Origin of the sequence: Amycolatopsis sp. NPDC049159, from assembly GCF_040648295.1 — a bacterium.
GTDB lineage: Bacteria > Actinomycetota > Actinomycetes > Mycobacteriales > Pseudonocardiaceae > Amycolatopsis > Amycolatopsis pretoriensis_A.
This window is the reverse complement of the sequence record NZ_JBEZDL010000003.1, coordinates 369,599-385,265: the sequence shown is the minus strand read 5'-3', so window position 1 is coordinate 385,265 and position 15,667 is coordinate 369,599. Positions and strand designations below refer to the sequence as shown.

Annotated in this window: 19 protein-coding genes; 3 read left to right on the top strand and 16 right to left on the bottom strand. The window is 70.2% G+C overall.

All coding sequences use genetic code 11. The features are described 5' to 3' along the window. Nucleotides 1–15 precede the first annotated feature (15 nt). Nucleotides 16–1,623: a S8 family serine peptidase gene (locus AB0B33_RS08105; protein WP_360768233.1), complete on the top strand. Its 1,608-nt coding sequence runs from the start codon at nt 16–18 to the stop codon at nt 1,621–1,623. A gap of 45 nt (nt 1,624–1,668) precedes the next feature. Here AB0B33_RS08105 and AB0B33_RS08100 read toward each other — a convergent pair whose 3' ends face one another. The 3 genes from AB0B33_RS08100 to eccB form a co-directional block, all read right to left on the bottom strand. Next, entirely contained in the window at nt 1,669–2,754 is a 1,086-nt protein-coding gene (locus AB0B33_RS08100) for a WXG100 family type VII secretion target (protein WP_360768230.1), read from the bottom strand. After that, nucleotides 2,751–3,071, bottom strand: a complete 321-nt coding sequence (locus AB0B33_RS08095) for a hypothetical protein (RefSeq protein WP_247015068.1) — start codon at nt 3,069–3,071, stop codon at nt 2,751–2,753. The genes AB0B33_RS08100 and AB0B33_RS08095 overlap by 4 nt, the downstream gene beginning before the upstream one ends. Before the next feature lie 64 nt (nt 3,072–3,135). After that, nucleotides 3,136–4,773 carry a type VII secretion protein EccB gene (eccB, locus tag AB0B33_RS08090; RefSeq protein WP_360768227.1) on the bottom strand — a complete coding sequence of 546 codons (1,638 nt, stop codon included), beginning with the start codon at nt 4,771–4,773 and terminating at the stop codon, nt 3,136–3,138. 597 nt (nt 4,774–5,370) lie between these two features. On the opposite strand from eccB, the gene eccE reads away from it, so the two are divergent. Together eccE and AB0B33_RS08080 are read left to right on the top strand one after the other, a co-directional pair. Beyond that, nucleotides 5,371–6,606 (top strand): type VII secretion protein EccE, encoded by a 1,236-nt coding sequence (eccE, locus tag AB0B33_RS08085; protein ID WP_247025368.1) that lies wholly within the window; start codon nt 5,371–5,373, stop codon nt 6,604–6,606. Continuing rightward, nucleotides 6,603–7,322, top strand: a complete 720-nt coding sequence (locus tag AB0B33_RS08080; protein WP_086862313.1) for a hypothetical protein — start codon at nt 6,603–6,605, stop codon at nt 7,320–7,322. Before eccE ends, AB0B33_RS08080 begins: the two co-directional genes overlap by 4 nt. A 67-nt stretch (nt 7,323–7,389) precedes the next feature. On the opposite strand, the gene AB0B33_RS08075 is transcribed toward AB0B33_RS08080, so the two are convergent. From AB0B33_RS08075 to secY, 13 genes are all read right to left on the bottom strand, one after another. Beyond that, nucleotides 7,390–7,578: a hypothetical protein gene (locus AB0B33_RS08075; RefSeq protein WP_360768224.1), complete on the bottom strand. Its 189-nt coding sequence runs from the start codon at nt 7,576–7,578 to the stop codon at nt 7,390–7,392. A gap of 90 nt (nt 7,579–7,668) precedes the next feature. Continuing rightward, nucleotides 7,669–8,499: a tRNA pseudouridine(38-40) synthase TruA gene (truA, locus tag AB0B33_RS08070; RefSeq protein ID WP_360768631.1), complete on the bottom strand. Its 831-nt coding sequence runs from the start codon at nt 8,497–8,499 to the stop codon at nt 7,669–7,671. 73 nt (nt 8,500–8,572) lie between these two features. Continuing rightward, nucleotides 8,573–9,121, bottom strand: a complete 549-nt coding sequence (rplQ, locus tag AB0B33_RS08065) for a 50S ribosomal protein L17 (RefSeq protein WP_360768221.1) — start codon at nt 9,119–9,121, stop codon at nt 8,573–8,575. Nucleotides 9,122–9,162: 41 nt separating this feature from the next. After that, nucleotides 9,163–10,233, bottom strand: a complete 1,071-nt coding sequence (locus tag AB0B33_RS08060; RefSeq protein WP_004558887.1) for a DNA-directed RNA polymerase subunit alpha — start codon at nt 10,231–10,233, stop codon at nt 9,163–9,165. Nucleotides 10,234–10,338: 105 nt separating this feature from the next. After that, a complete protein-coding gene (gene rpsD / locus AB0B33_RS08055; protein ID WP_247015074.1) occupies nt 10,339–10,944 on the bottom strand; it encodes a 30S ribosomal protein S4 in 606 nt (201 codons plus the stop codon). A gap of 23 nt (nt 10,945–10,967) precedes the next feature. Continuing rightward, a complete protein-coding gene (rpsK, locus tag AB0B33_RS08050) occupies nt 10,968–11,375 on the bottom strand; it encodes a 30S ribosomal protein S11 (protein WP_004558885.1) in 408 nt (135 codons plus the stop codon). Between the two features lie 18 nt (nt 11,376–11,393). Then, nucleotides 11,394–11,579: a hypothetical protein gene (locus AB0B33_RS08045; RefSeq protein WP_247015076.1), complete on the bottom strand. Its 186-nt coding sequence runs from the start codon at nt 11,577–11,579 to the stop codon at nt 11,394–11,396. Next, nucleotides 11,576–11,956, bottom strand: coding sequence for a 30S ribosomal protein S13 (rpsM, locus tag AB0B33_RS08040; RefSeq protein ID WP_004558883.1), 381 nt, complete (start codon nt 11,954–11,956; stop codon nt 11,576–11,578). Before rpsM ends, AB0B33_RS08045 begins: the two co-directional genes overlap by 4 nt. 206 nt (nt 11,957–12,162) lie before the next feature. Continuing rightward, nucleotides 12,163–12,276 (bottom strand): 50S ribosomal protein L36, encoded by a 114-nt coding sequence (rpmJ, locus tag AB0B33_RS08035; RefSeq protein ID WP_004558882.1) that lies wholly within the window; start codon nt 12,274–12,276, stop codon nt 12,163–12,165. Between the two features lie 33 nt (nt 12,277–12,309). Further along, nucleotides 12,310–12,531 (bottom strand): translation initiation factor IF-1, encoded by a 222-nt coding sequence (gene infA, locus AB0B33_RS08030; protein ID WP_004558881.1) that lies wholly within the window; start codon nt 12,529–12,531, stop codon nt 12,310–12,312. Nucleotides 12,532–12,855: 324 nt separating this feature from the next. Further along, nucleotides 12,856–13,632, bottom strand: a complete 777-nt coding sequence (map, locus tag AB0B33_RS08025; protein WP_360768628.1) for a type I methionyl aminopeptidase — start codon at nt 13,630–13,632, stop codon at nt 12,856–12,858. Between the two features lie 44 nt (nt 13,633–13,676). Beyond that, nucleotides 13,677–14,231, bottom strand: coding sequence for an adenylate kinase (locus AB0B33_RS08020; protein ID WP_086862317.1), 555 nt, complete (start codon nt 14,229–14,231; stop codon nt 13,677–13,679). After that, nucleotides 14,228–15,535, bottom strand: coding sequence for a preprotein translocase subunit SecY (gene secY, locus AB0B33_RS08015; RefSeq protein WP_247025374.1), 1,308 nt, complete (start codon nt 15,533–15,535; stop codon nt 14,228–14,230). Before secY ends, AB0B33_RS08020 begins: the two co-directional genes overlap by 4 nt. Between the last annotated feature and the right edge of the window lie 132 nt (nt 15,536–15,667).

Genomic DNA, 15,667 nt, shown 5'->3' with positions numbered 1-15,667 from the left:
TCGGGTGAATCTCGGATGTCAGTGGCACGGCGGACCACGACGGCTTTGCTGGCCGGCACGATCGGCGTCCTGGCGCCGCTCGGGATGGCGGTGCCGGGGTGGGCGCAGCAGTCCACCGACGGCTACTTCGCGACCCCGCCGCCGGTCGACCCGGGCAAGCTGATCGCGGACGAGCGCAAGCCGGACAAGAACTACAAGCAGTCGAAGGGCTGCGTCCAGCGCAGCACCCTCGGCCAGAACATCGAAATCAAGTACCGGCCCTGGGGCCAGGACTACCTGCAGATCTCCAAGGCGCAGGACATCGTCAGGGCGGCCACCGGCGGCGGCGCGGGCAAGGGCGTCCGGGTCGCGGTGGTCGACACGGGCGTGACGCGGCACCCCTGGCTGCCCAACCTCCTGTCCGGCGGTGACTACGTCTCCACCACGACGAAGGGCCAGCCGCCGGGGCTCGAAGACTGCGACGGGCACGGCACCGAGGTCGCCGGGATCATCGCGGCGAAGCCGGACAACCCCGAGGTCGGCTTCGTCGGCGTCGCCCCGGACGCGACGATCGTGTCCTACCGCCAGCTGAGCGAGAACTACGAGCCCAACACGGAAACGGCGGCGCCGCCGCCGCCGTCGTCCAGCACCGCGGGCACGCCCTCGTCGAGCACCAACCCGCCGTCCGGGTCGGAATCGTCGCTGCCGCCGTCGGGTGGTGGCGGCGGGACCGGCGAAGGCGACCAGACCTCGCCCGGGCAGTCGAACGGCGGGCGCCAGCTGGAGAAGGCCGGCACCGCGGGCACGCTGAAGACGCTGGCCGAGATCATCCGCGGCATCGCCGAGCGCAACGAGGCCGACATCATCAACATGTCGGTCGACAACTGCCGTCCGGCGACCGGGTCGATCACCGAAGGCGAGCAGCAGGTGCAGGCCGCCGTGCACTTCGCGGCCGAGAAGGGCGTCGTGATCATCGCCGCCGCGGGCAACGCGACGGACACGTGCCCGCAGAACGACCAGCCCGACGCGAAGAAGCCCAAGACGATCGTGACGCCGCCGTGGTTCGCCGACGACGTCCTGTCGGTGGGTGCGATCGACGACACCGGCGGCGTGGCCGCGTTCAGCGTGCACGGCCCCTGGGTGGGCGTCGCGGCGCCGGGCACGAAGATCGTCTCGCTCGACCCCGCCGAAGGCTCGAACGGCCTCGCGAACCTGACCTTCGAAAGCGGCGACAAGGCCAGCGAGATCCAGGGCACCAGCTTCGCGGCGCCGTACGTCGCCGGGCTGGCCGCGCTGGTGAAGGCGAAGTTCTCGCAGCTCGACGGGCGGGGCATCGTCAACCGGATCAAGCAGACGGCCCAGCACCCGGCCGCACCCGGCGGGCGCGACAACTTCGTCGGCTTCGGCGTGGTCGACCCGGTGGCCGCGCTGACCGCGACCCTGCCGTCCGAAGTCGGGGGCATGGCGCCGATCCCGTCCCAGCAGATGGCCCAGCTGCCGCCGGCGAACGACCGCAGCTCGACCCCGGTGATCGTGGCGCTCGCGGGCACCGGCGGCGGCGTGGTGGCGTTGCTGATCACGCTGTTCGTGATGCGCACGCTCCGCCGCACCCGCACGGCCGAGACCGGGCCGGCCCGCCGCTGACGACCTCCCCTTGGCCCGCGTTTCCCGTGCGGGCCAAGGGAAAGCTCACGGCTTCTTCTTCTCCGGCGCCGGCTTCTCGTCCTCGCCGATCACCGGCGGGGCCACCAGACCGGGCTCGCCCAGCAGTTCCGACGACGTCGTCACCGGGCGCGTCTTCGGCTGACGCCGTCCCCCACCGCCGCCGCCGAACGCGCCGAAGCCCATCATCGGCATCATCGGGACACCGCCGGACGTCTGCTGGTTCGCCACGTGGTCCGGGGCGGGCGCGGCTTGCGGGGCGTCGGCGGGCGGCGCGTCGTCCGGGGTTCCCGAAGCGGTGTGCTTCGGCTCCGCCGAAGACGGCGACGTGACCTCGTCCGAAGCTCCGGCTGAGGACGGCGTCGTCGCTTCCCCGGCCGCCGACGGCGTGGCCGGGTCCACGGCGTCGCCCTCGTTCAGCGCCCCGTCGTGCAGCTTGAACTTCTCCTGCGGGTACCGGTGCCGGATCTCGATGCTCCGCGAAGCCGCGTCGGGGTCGTCGACGCCTTCGCAGAGCCGGTCGAACGCCTCCATGACGTCCCGCGCGGTCTCGTACAGCGCCTTCGCCGACTCCTGCGTCTCCTCCAGCTGGGCCCGCGCCCGCCGGGCGCCGCCGCTCGGGAGGAGCATCGTCTCCGACGTCAGGTCCGCCGCGTCCACCAGGACTTCGACGAGGTCGACGACGACGTGGCGGACCGTCTCGACCAGCTCGTCGAGCGCGCCCGCCAGGACGTTCAGCGCTTCCTCGAGGTCACCGCCCGCCGCGCCGATCTCCCGGATGTAGGCGACGAACGAGTCCGCGTCGCGCCCCTCCCAGCCCGCGTCGAGGCGGCCGAGCTGGTCGTCGAGCCGGGTGGACACCTCGGCCGCGACGGAAGCCGCTTGGCGCAACCGGTCCGCTTCGGCGCCCAGGTCGGCCCAGCGCCCGATCAGCGGGCGGAAGTACGTCTCCACGGGGTCGAGGACCCCGAGCTGCCGGGCGAGGTCGGTGAGGTAGCCCAGGTACGGCTCGGCCGCCTCGGTGATGTCCTCGCCCTGCGGCACCGCCACCGCCACCGGCTGCTGCTTCGCCAGCGGGTGCGGAATGGACTCGGTCGTGCTTTCGGCGATCATCCCTCGAGCCTCCCGGCGCGCTTGATCAGCTCGGCGGCGTCGGCGTCCTGGCCGTCGTGGCGCACCGTGACCTGCCGCAGCGCTTCCGCGGCCGAGCGCAGCGCTTCCGCGCCGTCGGTCAGCTGGCGCCGCAGCGCCCCGGCCGCGCGCCCGTACGACTCACCGAGGCCGATCCCGGCCCCCAGCGGCCCGTAGGACTCCGCGGAAACGCCCTCGCCCCCGACCCCGGCCGCCGCCGCGTCCAAGTCGCCGGCGGCCGCCTCGGCCGTCTTGGCGTACTCGGCGACGACGACGCCGTCCATCCTCAAGCCGGCCACGGCACCTCCGCTCAGCAGACAACGCTCCGGGCGTGTGACGCGCGGAGCGGGCCGGCGGTTCCGCTCAGCTCCCCGCCGGGCGGGTCGGCGTCGAGAACGAACCCGCGATCGGGTCGATCGGCACCGAGTCGAACTGCTTGAGCACGTCCTGGGTGTTCAGCGACGCCCCGGTCGGCAGCAGCCCGATCACCGACTCGGGCGCGGGCTGCCGGTTGTTCAAGCCGATCGCGTCCGCCGTCGCCGCGTCCGGGACGCTGTAGCGGATCCCGCGGTCCGAGACCAGCTGGATGGTGCCCTTGCCGAAGCTGTCCTTGCCGGTCGCGGACTGGACCACCGCGGCGAAGCCCGGCTTGAGGTAGAAGCCGTTGATCGGCACGCGGTTCGGGCCCGGCGTGGTCACCGTCATCGGGGTGAACTTGTCGCCGGTGCCCTTCTGGCCCGGCAGCTGCGTGTCGACGTACACCGAGGTGTGCGCGTCCTGGTCGGCGCCGGAGCCGACCAGCGACCAGCCCAGGCAGGCGACCGAGGAGTTCTTCGTCGCGTCGAGCACCGTCGGCACCGAACGCGGGAAGTCGTCGACCGCGATGTAGTCCTTGTCGGTGGGCTGCAGCACGTGCACGCCGGCCAGCTTGTCCAGGCCGAGGACCTGGATCTTGCTCCCGCTGCCGTTCTTCGCGACGCGGATGATGTCGGCGACCGCGTTGGAGATCTTCTGGATGCCGCCGGGCGTGATCGCCCAGTAGTCGGGCTGCGCGCCGGTCGGCTGCGTGGAGAAGACGTCGCCGACGGTGAGGCCGTCGAAGTCCGCCGGGGACTGGCCGCTCGGGATCTGCGGCGGGGTCAGGCGCGCGACCTCCGGGATCGCGTTCAGCAGCCCCGGCGTGATCTTCCGCCCCGTCGGCGGCAGCTGCAGCGCCGTCCCGACCGCGTTGTTGGCGTTGTCGACGTCGACCTCGGCGCGCACGGTGTTGGCGTTCGGCCGGTTCCGCGAGCTCGGCAGCCGGTAGACGAGGTAGGTCTTGCCGTTGTCGGCCTTCGCCAGCAGCGCTTCGTTCTCCCCCAGCTCGGTGCCGAGGCCGGTGGGCGCGATGCCGCCGAAGACGTAGGTGTTGGTCTTGCCCGTGTCGGGGTTCGGCAGCGCCGGGTCGAGCTGGACCTGGTCGCACACCGCCCAATTCGGGGAAATGCGCTGGGAATCCGACGGGATCAGCTGCGGGCCGTCCGGAATTCCGGTGAGTTTGTCGCGCGGAATGGACTCGAGCTGCGCGTCGGAAACGACCGTGGGGTTCTTCACACTCGCCGGGCTCGCCGCGGCGGGCGCGGCCGGTGCCGCGGTCGAACCGCCGCTGCCCGCGCTCGAGTTCTTCGACTGCGCCAGCAGCAGGAGGCGGGCGGACGCGAGGTTGAACGTGGGGATCAGCTTCTTCGGGTTGCCCGTCACGACGTAGACCGTGCCGGACTGTTCGCCGATCACGATGTTCCCGGCCTCCGGCACCGAAGGCGCCGGGCTGAGCAGGCCCCAGACGATGAACACGATCATGCCCAGCGCGCCCAGCACGACCCCCACGATGGTCGCCCTCGTGTGGGTGCGCATCGGGTCGTGCAGCATCACGGCGTCCCGCCGGACCAGCGCCGACTGCATCCGCCGCAGGACGAACTGATACGCCTGAACCTGAGACTTAGTCGTGGGTGTTGATGGCATTCTCGACCTACAGCTCTCCCCGTCGCGGTACGGTTCCGCAGGATAGCCGTACGGGGACCGTCTGGTGTGGGGTTTCTACCAACTCAAGCTAGTGTCGGACTCCCCGGGACCCGGCTTCCGGGTACGCAGCAAGCACGAGGGGAAGAGAAAGCGCGGATGTCCGTCACCAACCCTCCACGTCCGCCTGGCCCGCCCGGGCCCCCGCCGCCCGGCCGCCAGCCGGGCCCGCCGCCGCGTCCGGTGAGACCCGGTGGTCCCGGCGGCCCAGGAGGCGTCCCCGGTGGACCTGGCGGACCCGGTGGCGGTCCGGGTGGCCCGGGCATGCCCCCGCGTGGCCCTGGTGGCCCCGGTCCCGGCGCTCCTGGTCCCGGTGGTCCCGGTCCGCGTCCCGGTGGGCCTGGTGGTCCCGGTGGTCCCGGTGGTCCCGGTGGTCCCGGCGGCGGCGGTCCCGGTGGCCCGGGTGGACCCGGCGGCGGCGGTCCCGGTGGCCCGGGTGGTCCCGGCGGCGGCGGTCCCGGCGGTCCGGGTGGACCCGGTGGCCCGAGCGGCCCGCAGGGACCCGAAGACAGCCCCGCTCCTCCCTCCGGCGCGACGCGGCTGGCCCCGCCGGCGCGGCGCCGCTCCTCCGGCGTCAACCTCGGCCCGCTCCCGGTCGCCAACCTCGTAGTGCTCGAGGTCGGCCTCGCCGTCGGGCTGGTGCTGCTCGCGATCGACATGTCGCTCAAGTACGTCGGCATCGGCATCGTCGCCTTCGCCCTCATCGTCGCGCTGCTGCGCTGGCGCGGCCGCTGGTTCACCCAGTGGATCGGCCTCACGATGCGCTACTCGTTCCGCTCCCACGACCGCACCGCGAACCCGCTGCCGCCGAGCACCGTCGAAGAGCTGGCGGCCGAAGAGACCGCGGTGACCGGCCCGGACGACGCCCGCGTGAACCTGCTCCGCATCGCGGTGCCGGACCTCGTGGTGGCGCACGGCGTCGACCACGAACGCCAGCAGGTCGGCCTTTCGTGGAACGACGGCACGTGGACGGCGGTGCTGCTCGTCGAGCCGACACCGGCGCTGATCACCCAGGCCGGTGGCGCGCCCAGCCTCCCGCTGTCGGCGCTCGCCCCCTGCCTCGAAGACCGCGGTGTGGTCCTCGACGCCATCCAGATGATCTGGCACTGCTACCCGGGCAGCGCGGCGCTGCCGTCGGACTCGCCGGCGCTCAGCTCCTACATGGAGGTGCTCGGGCCGCTGCCCGCGGCGGCGCGGCGGACGACGTGGGTCGCGATCCGGCTGGACCCGAAGCGCTGCCCGGCGGCGATCCGCGAGCGCGGCGGCGGCGTCGTCGGCGCCCACCGCGCGCTGATCGGCGCGCTTTCGCGGGTGCGCAACGCACTCGAGTCCCAAGGCGTGCCGACCCGGCCGCTGGACCCGGACGAGCTGCTGCGCGCCGGCATCTCGGCCGCCGAGCTCACCGCCGTCGCCGGTTCGCCGAACAAGGTCACGCTGCAGGAACGCTGGTCCGGCGTGACCGCGGCCGGCATCGGCCACGCGAGCTACGCGATCACCGGCTGGCCGAAGGGCAAGATCGCCGGCAGCCTCGACGCGCTGACGAGCGTCCGCGCGCTGTCGGCGACCCTCGCGATGTCGATTTCCCCCGCGTCCGACGAAGGCAAGATCGGGCTGCGCGGCGTGGTCCGGCTGAGCGCGCGCAACCCGCGTGAGCTCGACGCCGCCGACCAGCGGCTGCACGGGCTGTCCGAGCGGCTCGGCGTGGACCTGACGCCGCTGCGCGGGCTGCAGGTCTCCGCGTTCGCCGCGACGCTGCCGATCGGAGGTACGGCATGACTTCCCGCGTCCGTGACGCCGGGCAGAACACCGGGGTGTCGCCGGAGTTCACCGTGGACCCCGCGATGCTCGACGCGATCAGCCCCTCGGGCGACCGCGGCGGCATCGTGCTCGGCTCGGGCCTCAAGGGCGAGCCGCTGACGATCTCGGCGCTGCGCTCGACCCCGACGCGCATCGTGCTGGTGGGCGGGCTGTACCTGGCCCGCCAGGTCGCGATGCGCGCGATGGCGGTCGGCGCGTGGGTCGTGGTGGCGACGGGCCGTCCGACGGAGTGGCAGGTGCTGTCCCGCGCGGCCGGCAGCCGCGACGGCCGGCCGTCCCCGCTGGTGCAGATCCGCCGCCTGTCCCCGGTCGAGCTGCCGAGGCCGTCGGAGGACGCACCGCTGCTGGTCGTCACCGACGGCGGCCCGACCCCGCAGGACCTGTTCCCCCCGCGCTCGCCGTGGCAGACGACGATCTACGTCCTCCCGTACCTGCACCCGCAGGCGGGCGCGACGGCCAACGCGGCGGACCTGGTCCTGATGCAGCGCCTCCCGGCCGGCCAGGCCGAGCTGGCGGCCCGCATCTGGCGCCTGCCGCCGCAGATGATGCGGCAGCTGACGACGTTGAAGGACGACCAGGTGGTGGCACTGGGCCGCAACCTGTGGCGTCCCCTGCGCCTGGTGACGACGGGCAAGGAGCAGCAGCTCCTGGGCCCCGTCCGCCGCGGCGACTGAGCACCACTTCGGACGTGCGAAAGCGGGTGGTTCCTCTCGAGGGAGCCACCCGCTTTCGTCTCCGAGGTCAGCGACGCAATCCAGCCGACGGCGTGGCCGCCTCGCCCGCGGCCTGCAGCCGCCGTTCCAGTGCGGCGAGCGCATCGCTGCGGCCGACGGCATCGGTGGGGTCGACATCGGCGAGCGCCCGGTCGACCATCGCTTGCGTCAGGCGCACTCCCTCGCAGACCTGCAAAGGCTTCTCGTTCAACAGCATCGCGGCTCGATCCTCTCCGGTAGTAGTTCTTCCTCTACCTCTTGAGAGGGCTCGACCAGGCTGCAACAGGCTGTCGTCTCCGAGCAGTAGTCACGGGGACGTGCGGACGTTGCGGGTCTGGTCCGCGCGGGCGGCCAGTTCCGCGTCCGGCGGGTAGTCCACGCCCAGCAGGGTCAGGCCGTGGGCCGGGGCGACCGCGCTGTCGCGGATGCCGCTCTCCAGGACCTTCGACGGCCACCTGTCCGTGCGGCGGCCGTCGCCCACCAGGAGGAGCACGCCGACCAGGCTGCGGACCATCGAGTGGCAGAACGCGTCCGCCGAGACCTCGACCTCCAGCAGGTGCTCGTCCACCCGCGTCCACACCAGGCGCTGCAGCTCGCGGATCGTCGTGCCCGTGTCGCGCTGCTTGCAGTACGCCGCGAAGTCGTGCAGGCCCAGCAGTTCCGCCGCGGCCGCGTTCATCGCGTCCGTCGAGAGTGGACGGCCCCACGCGAGGGTGTCGTTGCGGCGCAACGGGTCCACACCCCAGGGCGCGTCCGAGACCCGGTAGCGGTAGTGGCGGCGGATCGCCGAGAACCGGGCGTCGAAGCCCGCCGGGGCGACGCGGGCGCCCAGCACCCGGACGTCACCGGGCAGGAGGCGGTTCCAGCGGCCCGTCATGCGGGTCAGGTCCGGGATGCCTTCGGCGGACACGGGGATCCGGCCGGGCGCCCCCGGGGCAAGCGGTACGACGTCGGCGTGGACGACCTGGCCGGTCGCGTGCACGCCGGCGTCCGTGCGGCCCGCCACGACCACGGACTTCGGCACCGACGCCCCGGGCGGCTGGCGCTGTAGCGCCTCTTCCAGGAGCCCCTGGACCGTCCGGCGGCCCGGCTGGCGGGCCCAGCCCGAGAAGTCCGTGCCGTCGTAGGAGACGTCCAGGCGCAGACGAACGAGCCCGCCCTCCCCAGCGGGAGTGGCGGGCTCGTCCGGTGTCGAATCTGCCGTCAGGACTTCAGTCCTTCTTGGCGTCCGCGTCGGCCTCGTCCGAAGCCGGAGCTTCGGTCTCGGCGGTGGCGGTGTCCTCGGCCGGAGCCTCCTCGGCGGCGGGCGCCTCGGTGGTCTCCTCCGCGGCCGGGGCGGCGGCGGGCTTCTCGTCCTTCGCGAACTTCGTCTTGCGAGCGCGCTCGGCTTCCGAAGTCACCGTCTTCTCGGCCACCAGCTCGATGACGGCCATGGGCGAGTTGTCGCCCTTGCGCGGCATCGTCTTGGTGATCCGGGTGTAGCCACCCGCCCGCTCCGCGAAGTGCGGACCGATCTCGGCGAACAGCTTGTGCACGACGTCCTTGTCACGGACGACCTTCTGCACCTGACGGCGGTTGTGCAGGTCGCCCCGCTTCGCCTTCGTGATCAGCTTCTCGGCCAGCGGGCGGACCCGCTTCGCCTTCGCCTCGGTCGTCGTGATCTTGCCGTGCTCGAACAGCTGCGTGGCCAGGTTGGCCAGGATCAGCCGCTCGTGCGCGGACGACCCGCCGAGCCGGGCTCCCTTGGTAGGGGTGGGCATTGGTTCTCCTAGTTCAGCTCACAGCGTCCAGGCTCAGCGCCTCAGAGCTGCTCGGTCTCTGCGTAGTCCTGGCCATCGTCGTGGCCGTCCGAAATCCCGTCGGCGATGCCACCGACACCCTCCGACCAGCCTTCACCGTCGTAGCTGGCGGCCGCCGCGGTCGGGTCGAACCCGGGCGGGCTGTCCTTCAGCGCGAGGCCGAGACCGACGAGCTTCAGCTTGACCTCGTCGATCGACTTGGCGCCGAAGTTGCGGATGTCGAGCAGGTCCGCCTCGCTGCGCGAGACGAGCTCGCCCACCGTGTGGATGCCCTCGCGCTTGAGGCAGTTGTACGACCGGACGGTGAGATCCAGGTCCTCGATCGGCATCGCGTAGGCAGCGATGGTGTCCGCTTCCTGCGGCGACGGGCCGATCTCGATGCCCTCGGCGTCGACGTTCAGCTCGCGGGCGAGACCGAACAGCTCCACCAGCGTCTTGCCGGCCGACGCGACCGCGTCACGCGGCGTGATCGACGGCTTGGTCTCGACGTCCAGGATCAGCTTGTCGAAGTCGGTGCGCTGCTCGACACGGGTGGCCTCGACCTTGTAGGTCACCTTGAGCACCGGCGAGTAGATCGAGTCGACCGGGATCCGGCCGATCTCCGCGCCCGCCTGCTTGTTCTGCAGGGCCGGAACGTAACCGCGGCCGCGCTCGACGACGAGCTCGATCTCGAGCTTGCCCTTGCCGTTCAGCGACGCGATGTGCAGATCCGGGTTGTGCACGGTGACACCCGCCGGCGGCACGATGTCGGCCGCCGTGACCTCACCCGGGCCCTGCTTGCGCAGGTACATGGTGACCGGCTCGTCCTCTTCCGAGGACACCACGAGCTCCTTGAGGTTCAGGATGATGTCGGTGACGTCTTCCTTCACCCCGGGAACGGTGGTGAACTCGTGCAGCACGCCGTCGATGCGGATGCTCGTCACGGCCGCGCCCGGGATGGACGACAGCAGCGTACGACGCAGCGAGTTGCCGAGCGTGTAGCCGAAGCCGGGCTCCAGCGGTTCGATGGTGAACCGGGAGCGGGTCTCGTTGACCGTCTCTTCGCCGAGAGCCGGCCGCTGGGAAATCAGCATTCTTCCTAATTCCTTTCCAGACGACGCCCGCCATATGACGTCGAAGGGATGGCGCGGCGGCGGCGCACCTGTTGCGCCGCCGCCCGTATTCCGACCGGGGCCGGACTACTTCGAGTAGAGCTCGACGATCAGCTGTTCCTGAACCGGAACGTCGATCTGCGCGCGCTCCGGGAGCTGGTGGACCAGCACGCGGAGGTTGGACTGGACGACCTGCAGCCACGCCGGGATCGGGCGGTCGCCGTAGGACTCCTTGGCCACGACGAAGGGCAGCATCGCGAACGACTTCGGCCGCACGTCGATGATGTCCCACTTGGTGACCTGGTACGACGGGACGTTGACCTTGACGCCGTTGACCAGGAAGTGGCCGTGGCTCACCAGCTGACGCGCCTGACGGCGGGTGCGGGCGATGCCGGCGCGGTAGATCACGTTGTCCAGGCGGGACTCGAGGATCTGCAGCAGGTTCTCACCGGTCTTACCGGGACGCCGGACGGCTTCCTTGTAGTACCGGACGAACTGACGCTCGAGAACGCCGTAGGTGTAGCGAGCCTTCTGCTTCTCCTGCGACTGCAGGAGGTACTCGGACTCCTTGATGCGCCCGCGGCCGTGCTGGCCCGGCGGGTAGGGGCGACGCTCGAAAGCCTGGTCGCCGCCGATGAGGTCAACCTTGAGGCGACGCGAAATACGCGTCGCGGGGCCGGTGTAACGAGCCATTTCTTCTTACTCCTCCCCGTTCCTCAGACCCGGCGCCGCTTGGGCGGGCGGCAGCCGTTGTGAGGCTGCGGGGTCACGTCCTGGATGGTGCCGACCTCGAGGCCGGCCGCCTGCAGCGAGCGGATCGCCGTCTCGCGGCCCGAACCCGGGCCCTTCACGAAGACGTCGACCTTCTTCATGCCGTGCTCGGCGGCCTTGCGGGCAGCGTTCTCGGCGGCCATCTGCGCGGCGAACGGGGTGGACTTGCGCGAGCCCTTGAAGCCCACGTGCCCACTCGACGCCCACGCGATCACGGCACCGGTCGGGTCCGTGATCGAGACGATGGTGTTGTTGAAGGTGCTCTTGATGTGCGCGTGACCGTGCGCGACATTCTTCTTTTCCTTGCGGCGGACCTTCTTGGCCCCGGCCGCAGTACGAGACTTCGGTGGCATGTTGTGAGGGATCTCCTGTTAGCGCGCGTTCTCTTGGTGAGCGGCGACCGCTTCGGCCTGTCCGCGCCGGATGATCGAACCGGCGTCGGTGTACAGGTTGCGGAGCGCCATCGGGCGGGCGTAGAGCGCCTTGGGCGAAACGCAAGCCGTGCCGCGGCGGCGGACGCCGCCCATCTGCACGACCTTCTTGCCCTGGACGCTCACTTCTTGCCAGCCTTCTTCTTGCCGGCGACCGTCTTCTTCGGACCCTTGCGGGTACGGGCGTTGGTCTTCGTGCGCTGACCGCGGACGGGAAGTCCGCGACGCCAGCGAAGGCCCTCGTAGCACCCGATCTCGATCTTCCGACGGATGTCGGCGTTCACCTCGCGGCGAAGGTCACCCTCGACCTTGAAGTTCTCTTCGATGTACGTACGCAGCTTCGCGAGGTCGTCATCGCTGAGGTCTTTGACGCGGGTGTCCGCGTTGAGCTCGGCAGCCTTGATGAGCTGCTTCGAGCGGGTACGGCCGATGCCGTAGATGTACGTAAGCGCGATCTCCAACCGCTTTTCGCGGGGGAGGTCTACGCCAGCGAGTCGTGCCATTGGCGCTGATGCTCCTTCGTGGGTTTCCTCTTCAGGTCTGCTCCCCGTCCGGTTCCGGGACCGACTCGCCTGTCGTGCCCTCTGCTTGCGCTTCGGGTGTCCCGGCCCCGGCCTGAAGTCCGGGGGTGAACCGGGCCACTCGCGTGGCCCGGCAGGTGCGGGGAGGTTGTGTAGCCGTCAATCCACTCTGGTCGAGTGCTGGGCGATCAGCCCTGCCGCTGCTTGTGCCGCAGGTTCTCGCAGATCACCATGATCCGGCCGTGACGGCGGATCACCTTGCACTTGTCGCAGATCTTCTTGACGCTCGGCTGGACCTTCACGTCTTCTGCTCTCCTAGTAGCTGCTCTTCGTGATCACTTGTAGCGGTAGACGATGCGACCACGAGAGAGGTCGTAGGGCGAGAGCTCCACGACAACCCTGTCCTCGGGCAGGATGCGGATGTAGTGCTGCCGCATCTTGCCGCTGATGTGTGCCAGGACCTTGTGACCGTTCTCCAACTCGACGCGGAACATCGCGTTGGGGAGCGGCTCGACTACGCGGCCTTCGACCTCGATGGCCCCGTCTTTCTTCGCCATGTCCTCCGCATTTCCTTGTCAACAGCGTCTGTCGCCACACCTGATCAACTCGAGCACTAGTGCTGGGTCGGGTGTTGCGTGGCACACTGGTGCCCGGTTCCCAAGATCGTGAATTCACGAGCGCGCAGGATCCGGGCGCGATAAGTGCGCCGACTTGACAGTGTACGCAACCCGTGTCGCGACCCCCAAACCGGGGGTGACCATGCTAAAGGAACGTGCAGGTGGACGTGACCGCGATCACCGCTTGTGGGTGAATGCGCAGGTCAGTGACATCCGGGGCTGCGCCCCGGGCCGGGGGCGCCGCCACCCGGACCCCCGAAAGCGTCAGGTGTCTTCGGGGGCGGTGAGCACCCAGGGGCCGTTCTCGGTGATCGCCACCGTGTGCTCCCAGTGCGCCGCGCGGGAGCCGTCGGCCGTGACGACCGTCCAGCCGTCGTCCAGCTCGCGGGTCTCCCCGCCGCCGCCGGTCAGCATCGGCTCGATCGCCAGCGCCATGCCGGGCTTGAGCCGCGGGCCCTTGCCGGGCTTGCCGACGTTCGGCAGGAACGGGTCCATGTGCATCTGGCGGCCGATGCCGTGGCCGCCGTACTCGAGGATCATCCCGTACTCGATGCCGTCGTCTCGGCCCGCGCGCTCGGCGGCGGTCTGGACGGCGTGGGAGATGTCGGTCAACCGGCCGCCGGCGCTGACGGCCTTGATCCCGGCCCACATCGCCGCTTCGGTCGCCGCGGACAGCGCCAGGTCGGCGTCGGAGACGGCGCCGATGGCCAGCGTGACGGCGGAGTCGCCGTGCCAGCCGTCGAGGATCGCCCCGCAGTCGACGGAGATGATGTCGCCGCCGGCGAGCACCTGGGTCTTCGCCGGGATGCCGTGGACGATCTGGTCGTTCACCGAGGCGCAGATCGACGCCGGGAAACCGTGGTAGCCCTTGAACGACGGCACCGCGCCAGCGTCCCGGATCGTCTGCTCGGCCAGCTCGTCGAGCTCGGCGGTGCTGACACCCGGTTTCGCCGCGGCGCGGACGGCCGCCAGCGTGCGCGCGACGACGAGACCCGCCGCCCGCATCGCCTGGAGCTCGTCCGGGGTCTTGACCTCGATCATGCGCCCGCGGCGGAGCACTTGCAGAACACGCAACCCTCCGAGATTCACGTGCGGTCGCGCAGCGCTTCCAGCACCCGGCCGGAGATCTCCTCGACGCTGCCGACGCCGTCGACGGTCACGAGGATGTCGGCGTAGTACTCCAGCAGCGGCGCGGTGTCCGACACGTAGATCTGCTGACGGCGGCGGATGACCTCTTCGGTGTCGTCCGCGCGGCCGCGCGACATGAGCCGGCCGACGACGACGTCCTCCGGCACCTGCAGCTGGATCACCGCGTCGAGCGAGACGTCCGTGTCGCCCAGGATCTCCCCGAGGACCTCGGCCTGCTTGGTGTTGCGGGGGAAGCCGTCGAGCAGGAAGCCGACCTTGGCGTCCGGCTCCGCGAGGCGCTCGCGGACCATTTCGTTGGTCACCGAGTCGGGCACGAGCTCGCCCGAGTCCAGGTAGCGCTTCGCTTCCTGGCCGAGCGGGGTTTCCTGGCCGACGTGCGCGCGGAACAGGTCGCCGGTCGAGATGTGCGGGATCCGCAGCTGCTCGGACAGGGCCACCGCCTGCGTACCCTTACCCGCGCCGGGCGGACCCACGAGAACCAGCCGCGTCACTTCAAGAACCCTTCGTAGTTGCGCTGCATCAGCTGGCTTTCGATCTGCTTCACGGTGTCGAGCCCGACACCGACCATGATCAGCACAGCCGTGCCGCCGAACGGGAAGTTCTGGTTGTTCCCGCTACCGGTCAACGACAGGAAGAAGTTCGGGAGGATCGCGATGATGCCCAGGTACAGCGAGCCCGGCAGGGTGATCCGGCCGAGCACGAAGCTCAGGTACTCCGCGGTCGGGCGGCCGGGGCGGATGCCCGGGATGAACCCGCCGAACTTCTTCATCTCTTCCGCACGCTCGTCCACGTTGAACGTGATCGTGATGTAGAAGTACGTGAAGAAGATGATGAGCGCGAAGTACAGCGCGATGTGCACCCAGCTGGACTGGTTCACGATGTAGTTCTTGATGAACACCTGCCAGCCGGAGTTGGCGTTCTGGTCGCCGACGAGGCGGCTGATCAGGTCCGGCAGGTACAGCAGGGAAGACGCGAAGATGACCGGGATGACACCGGCCTGGTTCACCTTGATCGGCAGGTAGGTCGACGTGCCGCCGTACATCCGGCGGCCGATCATGCGCTTGGCGTACTGCACCGGGATCCGGCGCTGCCCCTGCTCGACGAAGATGACGCTGGCGATGATGATCAGGCCGAAGACGCAGACGACCGCCAGGCCGACCCCACCCGCGTTGCTGAGGATGTTGCCGCCCTCGACCGGGATGCGCGCCGCGATGTTCAGGAAGATCAGGACGGACATGCCGTTGCCGATGCCGCGCTCGGTGATCAGCTCGCCCAGCCACATCATCACGGCCGTGCCCGCGGTCATCGTGACGACGATCAGGGTCAGCGAGTAGATGCTGTTGTCCGGGATGATCGGCGAGGCGCAGTCGGGGAAGAGCTGCTTGCGGTCCGCGAGCGCGACCACACCGGTGGCCTGCAGGATCGCCAGCGCGATCGTCAGGTACCGGGTGTACTGGGTCAGCTTGCCCTGGCCGGACTGGCCTTCCTTCTTCAGCTCTTCGAACCGCGGGATGACCACGGTCAGCAGCTGGATGATGATGCTCGCCGTGATGTACGGCATGATGCCGGTCGAGAAGAGCGACAGCTGGAGCAGCGCACCGCCGCTGAACAGGTTCAGCAGCTGGTAGACGCCTTCCTGCTGCGCCTGGGAACTACAGGCCTGGACGGCTCCGTACGAGATCCCGGGTGCCGGAATGGTCGCACCGATTCGGTAGACCGCGACGATGGCTAGCGTGAACAGGATCTTCTTGCGTAGATCCGGCGTCGCGAGAGCCGAGCGGAAGGCGCTGAACACGCGGGGGACCTCCTCGGCGTCGTCGGCCGTCCTCAACCGACGATCGGCTTGGCCGGCACGGTGGCCGGCGGGAACACACAGCACTACTGGCACGCAAGCCAGGAACGCTTCGGGGCACACTCGTCCCGAAGC